This is a genomic window from Acinetobacter celticus, assembly GCF_001707755.1.
Taxonomy (GTDB): domain Bacteria; phylum Pseudomonadota; class Gammaproteobacteria; order Pseudomonadales; family Moraxellaceae; genus Acinetobacter; species Acinetobacter celticus.
Genome location: NZ_MBDL01000009.1, coordinates 189,053 through 205,613 on the forward strand (window position 1 = coordinate 189,053; position 16,561 = coordinate 205,613).

A 16,561-nucleotide genomic window follows, 5' to 3' on the forward strand; every position below is an offset into this window, starting at 1 on the left:
ACTGAGTATATTAATAGATATTCGCACTTAATCGTTATCATTAATTCCTTTAAGCCTTATTTATCACGCGTTTTACCACTTTGTAATTTAATAATAACCTGACTTAAATATCCCCATACATTTCTAATGATTATTCCCCTAACTTTATTTGTACTGGTTCGTTCCTAAAATTCCACAAAAATTCACACAGTTAAATTAAAATCATTGGTCGATACGCCATTTTCCGTTATAATTTGGCGTTTTAAAAATTTTAAGCCGGTATCTCTCGTGAGCTTTATCGAAGTAAGACTCACTCGAAATACTATAAGCCAAATCGAAATTATGGAGTGACTTGGTGTGAGTACTCGTTTTATGACATCAGCTGAAATCCGCGAAGCTTTTCTAAGCTATTTTGAATCGCAAGGGCATACACGTGTCGCGTCAAGTTCTCTAGTACCTGCCAACGACCCAACTTTATTGTTTACCAACGCAGGTATGAACCAGTTTAAGGACTGTTTCTTAGGTCTAGAAAAACGCGATTATGTACGTGCAACCTCATCACAAAAATGCGTACGTGCAGGCGGTAAGCATAACGACTTAGATAACGTAGGTTATACAGCTCGCCATCACACATTCTTTGAAATGTTGGGCAACTTCTCTTTTGGTGATTACTTTAAACGTGATGCCATCAAATTTGCTTGGGAATTCCTAACAGGTGACAACTGGCTTGCTCTCCCTAAAGATAAACTTTATGCCACTGTGTATCACACAGATGATGAAGCATTTGACATCTGGAACAAAGACATTGGCTTAGATGCTAGCCGTATTATTCGCATTGGCGATAATAAAGGCGGTCAATACGCATCTGATAACTTCTGGGCAATGGGTGATACAGGCCCGTGTGGCCCTTGTTCTGAAATTTTCTTTGATCATGGCGACCACATTTGGGGTGGCTTACCAGGCACACCTGAAGAAGATGGCGACCGTTTCATTGAAATCTGGAACAACGTATTCATGCAGTTCAATCGTACTGCTGATGGCGTATTACATGCACTTCCTGCACCATCTGTAGATACAGGTATGGGCTTAGAACGTATTTCTGCCGTTTTACAACATGTCAATTCAAACTACGAAATCGACTTGTTCCAAAACCTATTGCGTAATGCTGCAGAAATTATTGGTTTAGACACCACTGCAATTAAAGCTGCAGAAAACAACACACCTGTCGACTACCCTGCGTCTTTAAAAGTTGTAGCAGACCATGCGCGTTCATGTTGCTTCCTCATTGCTGATGGCGTAAACCCATCGAATGAAGGTCGTGGCTATGTGCTTCGTCGCATTATTCGTCGTGCAGTCCGTCACGGCAATAAGCTGGGTGCAACAGGCTCATTCTTCCATAAAATGCTTCAACCGCTTGTTGATGTAATGGGTGTTGCTTATCCAGAACTTGCTGCAAACCAAGCACGTATTGAAGCTTTATTATTAAAAGAAGAAGAACAGTTCGCTAAAACGCTTGAGCAAGGTCTAAAACTACTTGAAGGTGAACTTGTAAACCTAAAAGGTTCAGTCATTCCAGGTGCTGTGGTCTTTAAACTTTACGATACTTACGGCTTCCCTGCTGACTTAACCGCTGATATTGCCCGTGAACGTGATTTAACCATTGACGAAGCTGGCTTTGAAGTTGAAATGACTGCACAACGTCAACGTGCACGTGATGCAGGTAAGTTTACCATTGACTACAACAGTATTGTGAATGTTGAAGGCGAAACGCAATTTGACGGTTACGATGCAACTCAAGGTCAAGGTCAAATTATTGCGATCTATAAAGATGGCGAACAAGTTGACGAAGTCAATGAAGGCGATGAAGCATTAATCGTGTTGAACCAGACGCCTTTCTATGCAGAAAGCGGTGGTCAAATTGGTGATACAGGTCTATTCAAAAATGAAACCGGTATTTTTGAAGTTCAAGATACTAAAAAATCTGGTGGGGCTTTTGTCCATCAAGGTATCGTGACTGTAGGTAGTTTAAAAGCAACTCAGTCTGTTGAAGCCATTGTTCAAGCCGATATTCGTGAAGCAACGGCACGTAACCACTCTGCGACTCACCTTTTACATGCAGCCCTTCGTCAAGTATTGGGTGCTCATGTACAACAAAAAGGTTCTTTGGTTGCTAGCGAACTCTTACGTTTTGACTTTGCCAACGATCAGCCTGTGACCTTCGAACAACTTCAAGAAATTGAACGCATTGTAAATCGTGAAGTCATTGCCAACACAGCCGTTTCTACTGAATTGCTCGACATCGAATCTGCCAAAAACAAAGGCGCGATGATGCTATTTGGTGAAAAATACGGTGATGAAGTTCGTGTACTTTCTATGGGCTCAATCCAAGAAGATAAAAACTTCTCGATTGAACTTTGTGGTGGTATTCACGTCAAACGCACAGGTGATATTGGTTTATTCAAGATTACCTCTGAAGGTGGCGTAGCGGCAGGTATTCGTCGTATTGAAGCAATTACAGGGATCAAAGCGGTTGAAGTTGCACAAAAAGCGGATCGTGACATTCATGCAATCAATGACTTGCTCAAAGCGCAAAAAGATCAAACTGTAGAAAAAGTTGAACTTTTAGCCTCTACAGCCTCTAGCTTGCAAAAACAAATTGAGCAACTGAATCAGAAATTGGCTAGCTTCCAAGCAGCCGAGCTATTGAGCCAAGTGCAAACCATTGCTGGCCGTCAAACTTTAATTACCACAGTACATAATACAGATGCGAAATCACTTCGTAATTTGCATGACGGTGTTAAATCTAAATTAGACAATGCCATTATTGTGATTGCGGCAGTTGATGCCGATAAAGTTAGCTTAATTGCTTCTGTTGCTCAAGAGTTTACGGCAGCCGTAAAAGCTGGCGACATCATTAAACACTTAGGCCAAGAACTGGGTGGTAAAGGTGGTGGTAAACCAGATTTGGCACAAGGTGGCGCGCCATTGAATGACAAATTAGTTCCAGTAATGGCCAACTTAACCACTTGGTTAGCGCAAAAATAAGACCAAAGCCTTATGGGCAAAGTTTAGTTATACATTAGACTTTGCCTCCTCCTGTTTTTTTCTATCATGCTTCAATTCAGTATGACCTAAAGCAAAAAGCAGGTTTTAGATACAAAAAAACGTCATCATGTTGGGCCTTCACAAGTCAACCGCTGGATAAATGACAAAGAAGGAGTCTGAAAGGCGATCATGTAAAAATGCCTTTTGGGTGCAAAGTATCCCAATAAACTCCCTCCTTAAAACAAGGAATGAGTTTAGGAGCTACGTGGTATATTGATTCTCCCTCTTCAAAAGAGAGAGTCAAATATGTGTAAGTGCTTTAAGTCGTTAGACTTATTTACTTGGTAAGGATAGTTATGGCATTAATCGTTCAAAAATATGGCGGCACCTCAATGGGTACTCCAGAGCGCATTTTAAATGTTGCTCGTCGTGTAAAGCGCTGGCATGACAACGGCCACAAAATTGTGGTGGTTGTGTCTGCAATGAGTGGCGAAACCAATCGCCTACTTGCTTTAGCGAAAGCCATTACGGACACCCCTGACCCACGCGAGTTAGACCAAATGGTCTCTACTGGTGAACAGGTAACGATTTCGATGTTAGCAATGGCACTCAATTCAATTGGTGTTAAAGCTAAGTCACTTACAGGCCGTCAAGTTGGTATTAAAACCGACAGCGCATTTACCAAGGCACGTATTGAAGCAATTGATACCGATGTGATGACCCATCACCTTGATGCTGGACGCGTCATTGTTGTTGCTGGCTTCCAAGGTTTTGATACTGAAGGCAACACCACGACATTAGGCCGTGGCGGTTCAGATACCTCAGGTGTTGCACTTGCTGCCGCACTCAAAGCAGAAGAATGCCAAATTTACACCGATGTAGATGGTGTTTACACCACCGACCCGCGTGTTGCACCTAAAGCAAAAAAAGTAGATCGTATTTCATTTGAAGAAATGCTAGAAATGGCATCTCTTGGTTCTAAAGTTCTTCAAATTCGTTCAGTTGAATTTGCAGGGAAATATCAAGTGCCTTTGCGTGTTTTATCAAGTTTTGATAATGACAATGATGGCGCATTTGATGAAGACTTTAAACAAAACGTCGGCACTCTTATTACTACTGAATTGGAAGACAACATGGAACAGCCAATTATCTCTGGTATCGCATTTAACCGTGACGAAGCAAAATTAACAATTTTAGGTGTGCCTGATGAACCAGGTATTGCAGCTAAAATTTTATGTCCAATTGGTGATGCTAACGTTGAAGTGGATATGATTATCCAAAACGTTGAAGAAGATGGTACAACCGATTTCACCTTTACGGTTAACCGTGGTGAATTAGCTAAAGCTAAAACTATTCTTGAAGATACCGCAAAGAAAATTGGTGCTCGTGAAGTTGCAACCCGTTCTGATATCGTAAAAGTATCGATTGTTGGTGTTGGTATGCGTTCACACGCAGGCGTTGCAAGTAAAATGTTTACTGCATTAGCCCAAGAAGGCATTAATATTTTAATGATTTCAACGTCTGAAATAAAAATTTCAGTCATCATTGAAGAAAACTACTTAGAACTTGCAGTACGTACATTACATACCGCATTTGGTTTAGACCGTGAACATGGCGAATCAACTATTCGTAGCTAATAAATAGATCAAAAATTGTCATTGTTAGACAGTTTCTGAAAAATGTTATAAAAAAACAGAGCCACTATAGTTTTTCCTATAGTGGCTCTGCTATATTAACCATGAGGTTTTTTAGAAAATTTTGTTAGAATTCCATCTATAACGGAGATTGTTATAGATCTCTAATAATTTTTTTGCTTTTCAAGTTATGTTTTTACATTCAAATCAACTGCAGGTTTAGCGTTTTGCAAGGAGATAAACATGCTGATTCTGACTCGTCGCGTCGGAGAAACATTAATGATTGGAGACCAAGTAAGCGTTACTGTACTTGGTGTTAAAGGCAATCAAGTACGCATTGGCGTAAATGCTCCAAAAGAAGTATCTGTTCATCGTGAAGAAATTTACCAACGTATTCAACATGAACGCGCTATGCACGAGCACCTTCAACATATCGATCAAGATTATCAACCTTCTTTCGAAGATGAGAATCTTTCACAAAACAATTTTAATCGTTAAGATTCATTGTTCAGTGAAAAATAAAGCGGCTACTTAGCCGCTTTAAATTTATCTACTCTTTATAATGATTCATTATCCAATTGAGCCACATACATTTGCTCTAAGACCTTACGTACAGGCCCAAAACTACGGCGATGTTCTGAAATAACCCCATGTTGTGCAATTGCTTCAAAATGTGCTTTCGTTGGATAGCCCTTATGTTTTGCAAAACCAAATTGAGGATATTTCAAATCTAGCTCAACCATTGCATGGTCACGAGTTACTTTGGCTAAAATACTGGCGGCAGAAATTTCAGGATGAATCGCATCCCCTCCAACAACCGCATCACAGCTCATCATTAAGCCCAGAGGAACCTTATTGCCATCAACCAATACATGGTCTGGCTGTATGTCCAATTTCTCTACGGCTCTGCGCATGGCCAATAACGATGCTTGTAAAATATTATATTCATCAATTTCAGCTGCCGATGCTTCGGCAATTGCCCATGCCAGTGCTTTTTCTTTAATTTCTATAAACAGTTTTTCGCGTTTTTTTTCACTCAGCTTTTTGGAATCGTTTAAACCTTCAATGGGGTTATTAGGGTCTAAAATGACAGCAGCAGCCACAACTGAACCCACCAAAGGGCCACGCCCCGCTTCATCTGCACCAGCAATTTTCATAGCATTTTACCTTTCAATATTTGAAAAAATAGGCTGAATCAATCAGCCTATTTCACATCAAAAAAAATTAGCGGACAGCTTCCTGTACACATGCATTAATTGTCTTTGATACAACATTACTTACAATTGTAGCACGTGCCGTAGGGTCTAGTGCAGCGGTTGCTAAATCTACAGCAGTCACGCTTTCTGGTACTTTTTCACTAACACAACCACAAATTTCAGATTGAATATTCTGCTTTTGTGTTGCTGTCATAATTTTTGTAGCAGCCTGCCAAGCAGGAACATTATTAATTTCAGTGGTACATTTTGCATTGATTGCAATTTTAACGGCAGCTGTACCCAGCTGTTGCGTCGCACTTTGTGGCTCTGTACCAGTACCTGATGTCCCCATTGTGGTGCATGCTGAAAGAACAAGTGTCAGTGGCGCCATAACAGCAATGAGCTTTTTCACTGTTTATCCTTACGCTTATAAATTTAGGTGAGCCATTTTGCCCAATGTAGCATTCAGAAGAAATAGCCTCTATGCAAATAATCATTAAATGTACATTTATAAAACAGATCTAAGCGTTGCAAAATTTCAACGCTATGTTCTTCTCTAATACTTTTTTAAAGCCCAATAAATGAATATGATATTTTAATCAAACAAGATGATGCTTCAAATGAAAAACACTTCGGGATACTACACGCGAACAGCCCAAATTCTGCATTGGCTCATGGCAATTATTTTTATTACAGCATGGCTTATTGGTTTTTATAGTGGTAATTTTTTAAGTTACGACACAGACGGAAGCTTTAAAGGTACTGTCATTACCCTACATAAAAATATTGCAACAACCATTATTTTTTTAGTGATCATCCGAATTTTTTGGCGCTATACCCACCCCTCCCCTGAACTACCAAAGAGTATGTCGCCTTTTATGAAAAAAATGGCGCATTTTGGCCATCTTGCTTTGTACTTGATCTTACTGGCCTTACCTATTACAGGTTGCTTATTTAGCTGGAGCGCAGGCCATCCCGCACCTGTACTTTATTTATTTGACATACCACAACTTGTACAAGAAGATTCCGATCTACTTGCTATTGTTAAACCTCTGCATATCTATATTTCTTGGATCGCAAGTTTATTACTTACAGGCCATATTTTAGCCGCCTTAAAACACCACTTTATTGATAAAGACAATGTTCTTAACAGCATGACCAAACAAAAGTAATTCACGGTTTCACACCCAATAAACGCTAAAAGCATCAATTCAATGCTTTTAGCGTTTCAATTGAACCACACAACCTTTTACAGTATTGAGTATGGCTTTATGAATCAGCTGATTTTTTGCATCTGTACTCACAGCCGCATGCGCTAATTCTGTCGCAGGTACATCATTTAATGCATTTTCCCCCACACAGCGACATACTTCATTTTGAAATTGAAGTTTATTACTGTCCGTCATTAAATAGGTGGATACTTTCCATAAGTTAGAATCTTTCAATTCTAAAGCACACTGATGTTCAATGACAGGTTTCAACAATTTTTGCATTGGTGTTTGGTGTGCTTGCACACTCCCCACATAGACCAAAGCAAGTATTACACAACCAATTTTTAATATATTTTTCAATGAAATAACCTTAAAATATAAAAGGTAGCTGATGCTACCTTTTAACAATTTATAGATGAAACGTACAAATTAAGATAGATTTTGAATCTGCAATTTCCATTTTTGCTTTTCCGTTTCAGGCATAAATGAAGCTTCAAAAGAATTCATCGCCAATTGTTTTAACTCTGCATTGCTTAAATCCAACGCCTCAGTAATTGCAATGAAATTATCATTCATATATCCACCAAAGTAAGATGGATCATCAGAATTGACAGTCACGTGAACGCCCTGTTGCAATAAGCGACGGATATTGTGCTGTGCCATATTATCAACCACACGTAACTTTAAATTACTCAGTGGACAAACTGTTAATGGCATTTTTTCTGCAATTAAACGTTGCATCAGCTGTGCATCTTCTTCTGAACGCACACCATGATCAATTCGATTCACTTTCAATAAATCTAAAGCTTCCCAAACGTACTGTGCTGGCCCTTCTTCACCAGCATGCGCCACAATTAAAAAGCCTAATTCACGTGCTTTTGCAAATACACGTTCAAACTTTGATGGTGGATGACCCATTTCGCTTGAATCCAATCCTACCGCAATAATTTGCTCTTTAAATGGCAGTGCCTGTGCCAAAGTTTCAAAGGCAGCCTCTTCACTTAAATGACGTAAAAAACACATAATTAAACGTGAACTAATACCCAATTTTTCCAGAGCATCATCACAAGCACGTTGTAAACCGTTTATGACCACTTCAAAGGCAATACCACGATCTGTATGCGTTTGTGGATCGAAAAACATTTCTGTATGAACCACATAATCTTCTGCACATTTTTCAAAATAAGCCCAAGCCAGATCATAAAAATCTTGCTCATGAATCAGTACGTTTGCCCCTGCATAGTAAATATCTAAAAAGGATTGCAAATTATGGAAATTATATGCCTGTCTAACGTCTTCTACAGATTGATAAGGGATTGCAATTTGATTGCGCTGTGCAATTTCGAACATCAATTCAGGTTCAAATGTTCCTTCAATATGCACATGTAACTCTGCTTTTGGCAAAGCACGGATCAGCTCAAGTTGATTCATCTCTTATCCTCATAAAAACAAAAAAGGGTGTAAAGCAAGTTTACACCCTTAGATACATTTGGTGATTTAACCGCCAAACATCGCAAATTTCAATGCCCAAAGGGCTGCAATAATCCAGACCATATACGGTACTGATCTTGCTTTACCTGTAAACAATTTAATTAAGGCATAGCTAATAAAGCCCATTGCAATACCATCTGCAATTGAATAAGAAAATGGCATAAATACAATGGTTAAAAATGCTGGAACCGCTTCTGTAATGTCGTCCCACTCAATATGTACAATGCCTTGAATCATCAACACACCAACAAAGAGTAAAGCCGGTGCAGTAGCAAAACCAGGCACAGACTGTGCTAATGGCGCTAAGAACAAGCAAAGAAGGAACAGAACAGCAACCACAACAGCGGTTAGGCCTGTACGACCACCCGCAGCCACACCCGCAGAAGATTCAATGTATGGCGTTGTTGACGATGTGCCTAAAGCCGCACCTGCAACAATTGCCGTTGAATCTGCAAATAACGCTTTTTTCAAACGAGGTAACTTGCCATCTTTTAACAAACCAGCGCGGTGCGACACACCAACCAATGTACCTGTAGAGTCAAATAAATCGACCAAAAAGAATACAAAAATAACGCCAATTAAGCTTGCTTCAAATAGACCAGAAAAGTCCATTTGCATGAATGTTGGTGCAATTGAAGGAATCTCGCCAACAACGCCTTTAAATTCATTAAAGCCCAGCACTGTTGAAATGGCAGTAATCAGTAAAATACTGATAATAATTGCGCCACGCACTTTGAACTGATGCATGATTACAATAAGTAAAAAGCCCAATAACGCTAACATTGCAGGAGGTTGACCAAGGTCACCTAAGCCCACTAAAGTTGCATCATTTTTTACAATAATACCTGCATTCTTAAGTGCAACAAGCGCCAAGAACAAGCCAATACCGCCACCAATAGCCAATTTCAAAGACATTGGAATGGCATTAACAATGGCTTCACGTATCTTAAACATGCTGATAGCAATAAATACTAAACCAGATACAAATACCGCTGCCAACGCAGTTTGCCAAGGTACACCCATACCCAAACAAACCGAATAAGTGAAGTATGCATTCAAGCCCATGCCTGGTGCCAATGCAATAGGATAGTTGGCAATCAAGCCCATCACCAAACAGCCGATTGCTGCTGCAAGGCAAGTTGCAACAAATACAGCCCCATGATCCATGCCTGTTTCAGACAAAATCATCGGGTTGACAATAATGATGTAACACATCGTTAAGAAAGTTGTTACACCTGCAAGCACTTCTGTTCTAAAACTGGTTTTATTTTCACTCAGTTTGAACAGGCGTTCCAACACACTCTCTGAAGATGGATTAGGAGTCGTCATGACCTAGCCCCTATTTAGTAAACGTTATGCCCTAAGCACTCCACAAAATAAATCATCATTGTATAAATAATTTATTTTGTGGATGTTCTAGCAATCTGTATGCCAGTATTGACATACTGAAGGAAAAATATTTATGCAATCAATGAGTTAAGTATTATTGATTCAGTTCGTTAAAACAGCATCAACAAAAAAGCTGCATATCACTTATGCAGCTTTATTTATCTGAATTAGATCAGCGATTTAATGCACCTAAATCAACCTAACCATACATGTGGCAAATTATAACACATTGATTTTTCTTGTTTCTAAATTTTATTTTGCAGATAAAATAATTATATTTAACTTATTGGTTTTATTTAAAAGAAATAGAAATTTTGTGAAAAAAAATTCAAAACTCGTTTCTGTAGTTAATGTCAAAATCGCAGGCCCAACCTATGAGCAAGCTCAGGTTGAATACTCTCATCGTAATCGGTATTTGGATAAAATCGGTTTTCCTCATTCATTAACTGATTCAGCTCAACTTGTTTGCGCATTTCAGTATCTTTAAAAATGATAAACCCAAGTAAACCAATAAAAATAATAAAGGAAAAAATGATTAAGACTCTCATAACTTAATTTTATTTTTAACGAAACCTTTCATTATAATAACAAAATAAAACAATAAAGTGTGATCAAGCTCGTAAATCATTCAACTCTTTATTTATTCCTATTTTTTGCTTTTTATCACAAGTAACTACAGTTCTTTGCTATCAACTAACCAAAAACCTACTAAAAGTAACTTACTTACTTTTTATATAAAATTAAAGTTTTGGCCAAATTTTGTTTAGCTTTCGACTCACATTTTTGCTGAAAATAAACTGTTTGAAATAGCATTTCTGCCTGATAAAAATTGTTTAATACATCAGCTCGCTTGACGTCATAAAGCGTAGCATCAACCCAAGCGTATTCTTTACGAATCTGCGCCTCATACTCGTTAAATCGCATTTCATCTGTAGCTAAAATTGCTAGATCTATATCCAATAAATATTGCAAATCAGATTCATCAGTAGCGCTATGTAACCGCGTTGCCCGAATCCAATTGGCTACCTTGCTCAGTTGCTTGGCAGGGAATAAATCGGCACAAAGTTGTAGCATCAACAGCGCGCTGTCATCTTCATTCTGTACCGACTGCGGATTATAAACGACATCATGAAACCACAGTGCCAGCTCAACACCTTGTGCATCTTGCAATAAGTGCCGAACTTCATCTAAATGTTTTAAGCATTCAATAATATGCTGAACGCTATGATAATGGCGCTGTGGCTCTGAATAAGCTTTTAATAGTTGCTGAAAAATTGTGACACTATGCGTTGCAGGAAAAGCACATCGTTTGGAAAACTCATCCCAATCTTGCTGAAATTGTTTTAAGTTGTCCTGCATTGCCTATTCTCCTAAAACGCATACAATTTTAATCAATAGAAAAGTACGCTCAAGTAGCTTCCAATTTAAGCTACTTTTTCATCTCGCTTAAAGACCAATTCAACTGCATTAGAATTGCCTGCATCAAAATAATAACCATCTGTATTAAAGCTTTTTAAAGCCTCTATCTGGTCTATTTTATTTTCAACAATATGGCGCGCCATTAAACCACGGGCTTTTTTTGCATAGAAGCTAATCACCTTGTATTTGCCATTTTTTTGATCCAAAAACACAGGTTTTATAATTTGCGCTTGAATCTTATTTTCTTTCACCGATTTGTAGTATTCATCTGAAGCTAAATTGACCAACAACTCAGATTGAGCACTTTCTAAATCGTGATTAAGCATTTGAGTGATCTGATCTCCCCAAAACTCATATAAATTATGACCTCTAGAGTTTTGCAACTTGGTGCCCATTTCTAACCGATACGGCATCATTAAATCTAAGGGACGTAAAAGACCATATAAACCTGAAAGCATGCGTAAATGTTGTTGTGCATAGTCAAATTGCTGATCATTAAAGCTATATGCATCTAAGCCTGTATAAACATCACCTTTAAATGCAAATAAGGCTTGGCGGGAATTAGAAAAATCCAAATCAGATTGCCAGTCTTTGAAACGCGCTACATTCAAATTGGCAATTTTTTCACTCACCTGCATTAAATTGGCGATATCTGAAGCAGATAACTTACGACTAACGTCGATAAGTTCTTGTGAATGATCCAATAATCTTGGTAATGTGTTTTTATCTGTAGGTAATGCCGATTCGTAATCTAGCGTTTTGGCAGGAGAAATAAGAGCGAGCATAAATAACTTGATTAAAATTTAAGTAATCAGACTATAACAGTAGACTTATTTGATTGCCAACCTGTGTTTTTACTGAACGTTATCGGTAGAATACGGCTTTCTCCTGCTATTTAATCTATTATTATGTCTGAACAGATTTTCATTCAAGGTGTTGCTGGCCAAATTGAAGTTTTTGTAGATTATCCACAGGGTGAAGTGAAAGGATTCGCGGTTATTTGTCACCCTCATCCCCTGCAAGGTGGAACGCCTCAACATAAAGTTCCGACATTACTTGCTCAAATGCTCCTTGAACATGGCTGTATTGTTTACCGACCAAGTTTTCGAGGATCAGGCCAAAGCCATGGCGTGCATGATGAAGGTTATGGCGAAACTGAAGATACCTTGCAATTAATTCAATATGCACGTATCCAACATCCAACCTTGCCCTTTTATGCAGGTGGATTCAGTTTTGGTGCACATGTTATGGCCAAGTGTTATCACGCTTTGCAAGAAGAAATCAGACCCAAACAAACAATTTTGTGTGGCTTACCAACAGCAACGGTTGATGGCATACGTCACTATGTAACACCCGCAATTAAAGGTGATATTCTTTTCATCCATGGCGAAGCCGATGAAGTCACTTTACTGTCTGACATGATTGCATGGGCCAAACCACAACGCCACTTAGTCACAGTTTTACCTGGCGCAAATCATTTCTTTACAGGCTATTTAAAGCAATTACGTATTGCAATTAGTCGTTTTTTAATTTCAGGTTAATTTTTTCATCTATTTAAAAATTAAAGCCATGACTGTCATGGCTTTTTTATTCATCGCATTTTATATTTCATTCAACTTTATACAACAACCAGATCGACTTTTTTAAATCAATTTGTGATTATTTCAAAACTTCAAATGTAATAAAAAGCCAAATCAATTCACACTTCCTCAACACGTTTTGAGACAAAATACAATATCAGGAAAACTCATCCAAAATTGCTAAAAATTAAGCATTATTGCAATTCATATCATAGACTAATAAAAATACAATCAACCATTTAGCCAATATTGGCTTTTGGAATTTACATGAAATTTCTTTCATGCTTATAGGGATACTATGAAAACACTTATTGGGGTAATTAGTCTTGCTTTGTTATGTTCTTCTGCAATGGCACAAGATATTACAGGAACATGGCGTTACATGGATGATAAAACAGGCGAAGCTAAAGGTCTGGTAAAAATAGAACAACAAGCCGATGGAACTTATGCAGGCACTGCTCTAAAAGCCACTCCACGTGCAGGCTACACACCCAAAGAGCTGTGTTCCAATTGCCCTGCTCCCTATACCAATAAGCCAATTATCGGCATGCAAGTTATCACAGGTTTAAAATCATCAGATCAAACCAACTATACCAATGGTAAAATTATCGATCCAGTTTCAGGAAGAATTTACCAGTTAAAAGGCAAACTCAACGCGAATGGGAAAAAACTATTTCTTCGTGGTTATTTTGGCGTCTCTGCGGTTGGACGTAATCAAACGTGGTTGCGTGTGGAATAAAATGCAACTCGGTAGCAGTCATTCATGCACTGCTTTTACTTACTAATCGCTTAAAAACAATCTGGCAGACTGCGTATGACCATGCTGTCTGCCATGTAAACTATAAATCTATTTTTCTCTAAAAATCTATGATCAGTAAAAATCAGCCTTTCCACTGAAACTGACTAAATGACTCATCTTCTTTCAACGTATTTTCAACCGCTTGCGCCAATTGATTCAATAAACTCTGCTCTGTAATGCGCTCTAACCAATCCTGATCTTCATTTGGGTACGATGTAATTTCACACACCAAATGCCCCTCAATATCGTGTTCTTGGCAGGTCACAGACAGTGGCAATGCATGGTTATCGACACTTACTGCAATTTGATCGCCACTTTGAGATAAGGTTTCAAAACCATATTGCCCTAGTTTCATTGCCAATAAGTCTGCCACTTGCTTTTGTGCTAGCTTAAAGTCATTGACTTCAGATTGGTGGTCGCAGTTCGCAACAAATTGTAATTTTTTCATTGTGCTATCCAATTCAAAGGCATTTTTGTTGTATGGTTTTAGAATAAGCAATAAACACAAAACAGCCAAGCAAAAGCTTGGCTGTTGTTTAACAAATGCACAATTTTTGCGCTGTTTTTATTCAGTGACTTGAATAGCTAAACCAGCTTGAGTTGCAAGTGCAGTAAATGTTGGAAAGCTGGTAGCAACTGTTTCTGTTCCTACAATTTTAATTTCACCCGAAGTACGCAAACCGGCCATAGAAAAGCTCATCGCAATACGATGGTCATGATGTGATTCAATTTCACCACCAGTAAAAATAGCAGACCAATCGCCAGCTTTACCTTGACCTTCAATAATAATGCCATCATCCGTTGGCGTACAATCAATCCCCATAATTTTTAAACCGTCTGCCATGACTTGAATTCGGTCAGACTCTTTGACACGAAGTTCTGCAGCACCAGTCAAAATAGTTTGCCCTTCTGCACACGCAGCAGCAATAAACAATGCAGGGAATTCATCAATTGCCAATGGCACTTGATCTTCTGGCATATGAATGCCTTTTAATGTACGCGACCCACGAATACGAATATCTGCAATAGGTTCGCCACCAGCAATACGCTCATTTTCAACAGTCAGGTCAGCACCCATCTGTTTTAAAATTTCAATCACCCCTGTACGCGTTGGGTTAATACCCACTGCTTCCAAGGTAATATCTGAACCTTCTGTAATGGCAGCACCCACCATAAAGAACGCAGCAGATGAAATATCAGATGGAACCTGAATATCCGTTCCAATTAACTTGCCACCACCTTGAAGCGAAATACGGTTACCTTCAGTGTTTACATCATAACCAAAAGCACGAAGCATACGTTCTGAATGGTCGCGAGTTGGCTCGGGTTCTGTCACCGCTGTTTCGCCATTTGCCCAAAGACCTGCCAATAAAATACCAGATTTCACTTGCGCAGATGCCATTGGCAAATCGTATTGAATACCTTTTAAAGCCTGATTTCCAGTAATAGAAATAGGAGGCGTGCCACGCTCACCTGTGGTTTGAATCTGTGCACCCATTGTACGTAAAGGTTTGGCTATACGTTCCATTGGGCGTTGTGTTAATGAAGCATCGCCAGTCATAACCGAATCAAATTTCTGAGCAGCCAACATGCCTGACAGCAAGCGCATCGATGTACCTGAATTCCCCATATAGAGCGCACTTGCAGGTGCTTTTAAGCCATGCATACCAACACCATGGATTGTAACTTCACCATTTTTAGGGCCTTCAATACTTACGCCCATGTCACGAAAAGCTTGTAAGGTTGCCAAAGCATCTTCACCTTCCAAGAAGCCTGTTACATGCGTAGTACCTTCGGCAATGGCACCAAACATAATGGAACGGTGTGACACAGATTTGTCACCTGGCACGCTAAACTTACCTTGGAATTTTTTTTGGCCTGGTAAAATAGTAAATTGCTGTGTCGTCACTTTGTTTTTCTCCATCAAAGGTTTGTTGGCGAGCATATGATTAAAATGCTGTCTGGCGGCCTGTGCATGTCCTAACACACCCATCAGCGCCTGAGAATTTTCATCTTCAATTAATTTACGCAAGGTTGTGAGCTGTTTTTCGAAGCCATCAACAGCATTTAAAATTGCTTTTTTGTTGGCAAAAAATATGTCATGCCACATTTGTGGGTCACTGGCAGCAATGCGAGAAAAGTCTCGAAAACCACCCGCGGCATAACGAAAAATATCAAAATTATCTTCACGATTGGCCAATTGCTCGACCAAATTAAATGCCATTAAATGTGGAAGATGACTGGTATGCGCAAGCACTTCATCATGCTTTTCAACATCCATACAAATCACTTCCGCTTTAGCCACTTGCCAAAGCTGAATCAGTTTTTCCACAGCCCAATCTGCACTGCTAGGTAGCGGTGTCAAAATCACTTTATGATTTGCAAATAAATCGACTTTACCTGCATGCACACCAGTATGTTCTGCACCTGCAATAGGATGTCCCGGAACAAAACCTTCTGGCAGATTTTCACCAAAAACGGCTTTAGCCGCTTCAACCACATTGCCTTTGGTGCTTCCCACATCGGTCAAAATAGTATGTTCCGAAAGATAAGGTTTAATGGTTTCTAAAACCTTTTGAGTCGCACGAACAGGCAATGCCAATACCACCAAGTCAGCGCCTTGAACAGCATCAACAGGGTTGCTATAGCCTTCTTGAATTAAACCCAGCGCTTTTGCATCATCTAAGGTTTTTTGTGAACGGGTTGAAGCAACAACTTGCTTTGCCAAATTTTCGGCAATAATCACACGTGCCAAACTTGAGCCAATGAGCCCAAGTCCAATGAAAGCAACTTTTTCAAACAGTGGTCCAGACATAAC

The 16,561-nt window shown here is 39.1% G+C and carries 15 protein-coding genes; 6 read left to right on the forward strand and 9 right to left on the reverse strand.

Annotated elements, in window-relative coordinates; genetic code table 11:
• Positions 1-336 precede the first annotated feature (336 nt).
• The 3 genes from alaS to csrA all read left to right on the forward strand — a co-directional run bounded on the left by alaS (position 337) and on the right by csrA (position 5,156).
• Positions 337-3,024, forward strand: a complete 2,688-nt coding sequence (gene alaS, locus BBP83_RS07655; protein WP_171258061.1) for an alanine--tRNA ligase — start codon at positions 337-339, stop codon at positions 3,022-3,024.
• A 356-nt stretch (positions 3,025-3,380) separates the two neighbouring features.
• Positions 3,381-4,661 carry an aspartate kinase gene (locus BBP83_RS07660; protein ID WP_068887123.1) on the forward strand — a complete coding sequence of 427 codons (1,281 nt, stop codon included), beginning with the start codon at positions 3,381-3,383 and terminating at the stop codon, positions 4,659-4,661.
• A 240-nt stretch (positions 4,662-4,901) separates the two neighbouring features.
• Entirely contained in the window at positions 4,902-5,156 is a 255-nt protein-coding gene (gene csrA, locus BBP83_RS07665; protein WP_068887124.1) for a carbon storage regulator CsrA, read from the forward strand.
• Positions 5,157-5,215: 59 nt separating this feature from the next.
• Here csrA and rnhB read toward each other — a convergent pair whose 3' ends face one another.
• A complete protein-coding gene (rnhB, locus tag BBP83_RS07670; RefSeq protein ID WP_068887125.1) occupies positions 5,216-5,815 on the reverse strand; it encodes a ribonuclease HII in 600 nt (199 codons plus the stop codon).
• A gap of 67 nt (positions 5,816-5,882) precedes the next feature.
• Positions 5,883-6,266: a hypothetical protein gene (locus BBP83_RS07675; RefSeq protein WP_068887127.1), complete on the reverse strand. Its 384-nt coding sequence runs from the start codon at positions 6,264-6,266 to the stop codon at positions 5,883-5,885.
• A gap of 208 nt (positions 6,267-6,474) precedes the next feature.
• On the opposite strand from BBP83_RS07675, the gene BBP83_RS07680 reads away from it, so the two are divergent.
• Complete coding sequence (locus BBP83_RS07680; RefSeq protein ID WP_068887663.1) at positions 6,475-7,026, forward strand: cytochrome b; 552 nt, start codon at positions 6,475-6,477, stop codon at positions 7,024-7,026.
• A 48-nt stretch (positions 7,027-7,074) separates the two neighbouring features.
• On the opposite strand, the gene BBP83_RS07685 is transcribed toward BBP83_RS07680, so the two are convergent.
• The 5 genes from BBP83_RS07685 to yaaA form a co-directional block, all read right to left on the reverse strand.
• A complete protein-coding gene (locus tag BBP83_RS07685) occupies positions 7,075-7,425 on the reverse strand; it encodes a hypothetical protein (protein ID WP_068887129.1) in 351 nt (116 codons plus the stop codon).
• 69 nt (positions 7,426-7,494) lie between these two features.
• Positions 7,495-8,496 carry an adenosine deaminase gene (locus tag BBP83_RS07690; protein WP_068887131.1) on the reverse strand — a complete coding sequence of 334 codons (1,002 nt, stop codon included), beginning with the start codon at positions 8,494-8,496 and terminating at the stop codon, positions 7,495-7,497.
• Positions 8,497-8,562: 66 nt separating this feature from the next.
• Positions 8,563-9,885, reverse strand: coding sequence for an NCS2 family permease (locus tag BBP83_RS07695; protein ID WP_068887133.1), 1,323 nt, complete (start codon positions 9,883-9,885; stop codon positions 8,563-8,565).
• Between the two features lie 783 nt (positions 9,886-10,668).
• Positions 10,669-11,304, reverse strand: coding sequence for an HD domain-containing protein (locus BBP83_RS07705; protein ID WP_068887138.1), 636 nt, complete (start codon positions 11,302-11,304; stop codon positions 10,669-10,671).
• Between the two features lie 65 nt (positions 11,305-11,369).
• A complete protein-coding gene (gene yaaA / locus BBP83_RS07710; protein WP_068887140.1) occupies positions 11,370-12,149 on the reverse strand; it encodes a peroxide stress protein YaaA in 780 nt (259 codons plus the stop codon).
• A gap of 123 nt (positions 12,150-12,272) precedes the next feature.
• On the opposite strand from yaaA, the gene BBP83_RS07715 reads away from it, so the two are divergent.
• Entirely contained in the window at positions 12,273-12,905 is a 633-nt protein-coding gene (locus BBP83_RS07715) for an alpha/beta hydrolase (RefSeq protein ID WP_068887142.1), read from the forward strand.
• 337 nt (positions 12,906-13,242) lie between these two features.
• Entirely contained in the window at positions 13,243-13,683 is a 441-nt protein-coding gene (locus BBP83_RS07720) for a DUF2147 domain-containing protein (protein ID WP_068887144.1), read from the forward strand.
• Positions 13,684-13,825: 142 nt separating this feature from the next.
• Here BBP83_RS07720 and BBP83_RS07725 read toward each other — a convergent pair whose 3' ends face one another.
• Both BBP83_RS07725 and BBP83_RS07730 read right to left on the reverse strand, forming a co-directional pair.
• Entirely contained in the window at positions 13,826-14,191 is a 366-nt protein-coding gene (locus BBP83_RS07725; protein WP_068887146.1) for a hypothetical protein, read from the reverse strand.
• A 117-nt stretch (positions 14,192-14,308) separates the two neighbouring features.
• A complete protein-coding gene (locus BBP83_RS07730) occupies positions 14,309-16,558 on the reverse strand; it encodes a bifunctional prephenate dehydrogenase/3-phosphoshikimate 1-carboxyvinyltransferase (RefSeq protein WP_068887148.1) in 2,250 nt (749 codons plus the stop codon).
• Between the last annotated feature and the right edge of the window lie 3 nt (positions 16,559-16,561).

Excerpts from the sequence above, each read along its gene's own strand:
- BBP83_RS07660 (WP_068887123.1), top strand. The coding sequence starts at position 3,381 with ATGGCATTAATCGTTCAAAAATATGGCGGCACCTCAATGGGTACTCCA.
- csrA (WP_068887124.1), top strand. The coding sequence starts at position 4,902 with ATGCTGATTCTGACTCGTCGCGTCGGAGAAACATTAATGATTGGAGAC.
- rnhB (WP_068887125.1), bottom strand. The coding sequence starts at position 5,815 with ATGAAAATTGCTGGTGCAGATGAAGCGGGGCGTGGCCCTTTGGTGGGT.
- BBP83_RS07680 (WP_068887663.1), top strand. The coding sequence starts at position 6,475 with ATGAAAAACACTTCGGGATACTACACGCGAACAGCCCAAATTCTGCAT.
- BBP83_RS07690 (WP_068887131.1), bottom strand. The coding sequence starts at position 8,496 with ATGAATCAACTTGAGCTGATCCGTGCTTTGCCAAAAGCAGAGTTACAT.
- BBP83_RS07695 (WP_068887133.1), bottom strand. The coding sequence starts at position 9,885 with ATGACGACTCCTAATCCATCTTCAGAGAGTGTGTTGGAACGCCTGTTC.
- BBP83_RS07705 (WP_068887138.1), bottom strand. The coding sequence starts at position 11,304 with ATGCAGGACAACTTAAAACAATTTCAGCAAGATTGGGATGAGTTTTCC.
- yaaA (WP_068887140.1), bottom strand. The coding sequence starts at position 12,149 with ATGCTCGCTCTTATTTCTCCTGCCAAAACGCTAGATTACGAATCGGCA.
- BBP83_RS07715 (WP_068887142.1), top strand. The coding sequence starts at position 12,273 with ATGTCTGAACAGATTTTCATTCAAGGTGTTGCTGGCCAAATTGAAGTT.
- BBP83_RS07720 (WP_068887144.1), top strand. The coding sequence starts at position 13,243 with ATGAAAACACTTATTGGGGTAATTAGTCTTGCTTTGTTATGTTCTTCT.
- BBP83_RS07725 (WP_068887146.1), bottom strand. The coding sequence starts at position 14,191 with ATGAAAAAATTACAATTTGTTGCGAACTGCGACCACCAATCTGAAGTC.
- BBP83_RS07730 (WP_068887148.1), bottom strand. The coding sequence starts at position 16,558 with ATGTCTGGACCACTGTTTGAAAAAGTTGCTTTCATTGGACTTGGGCTC.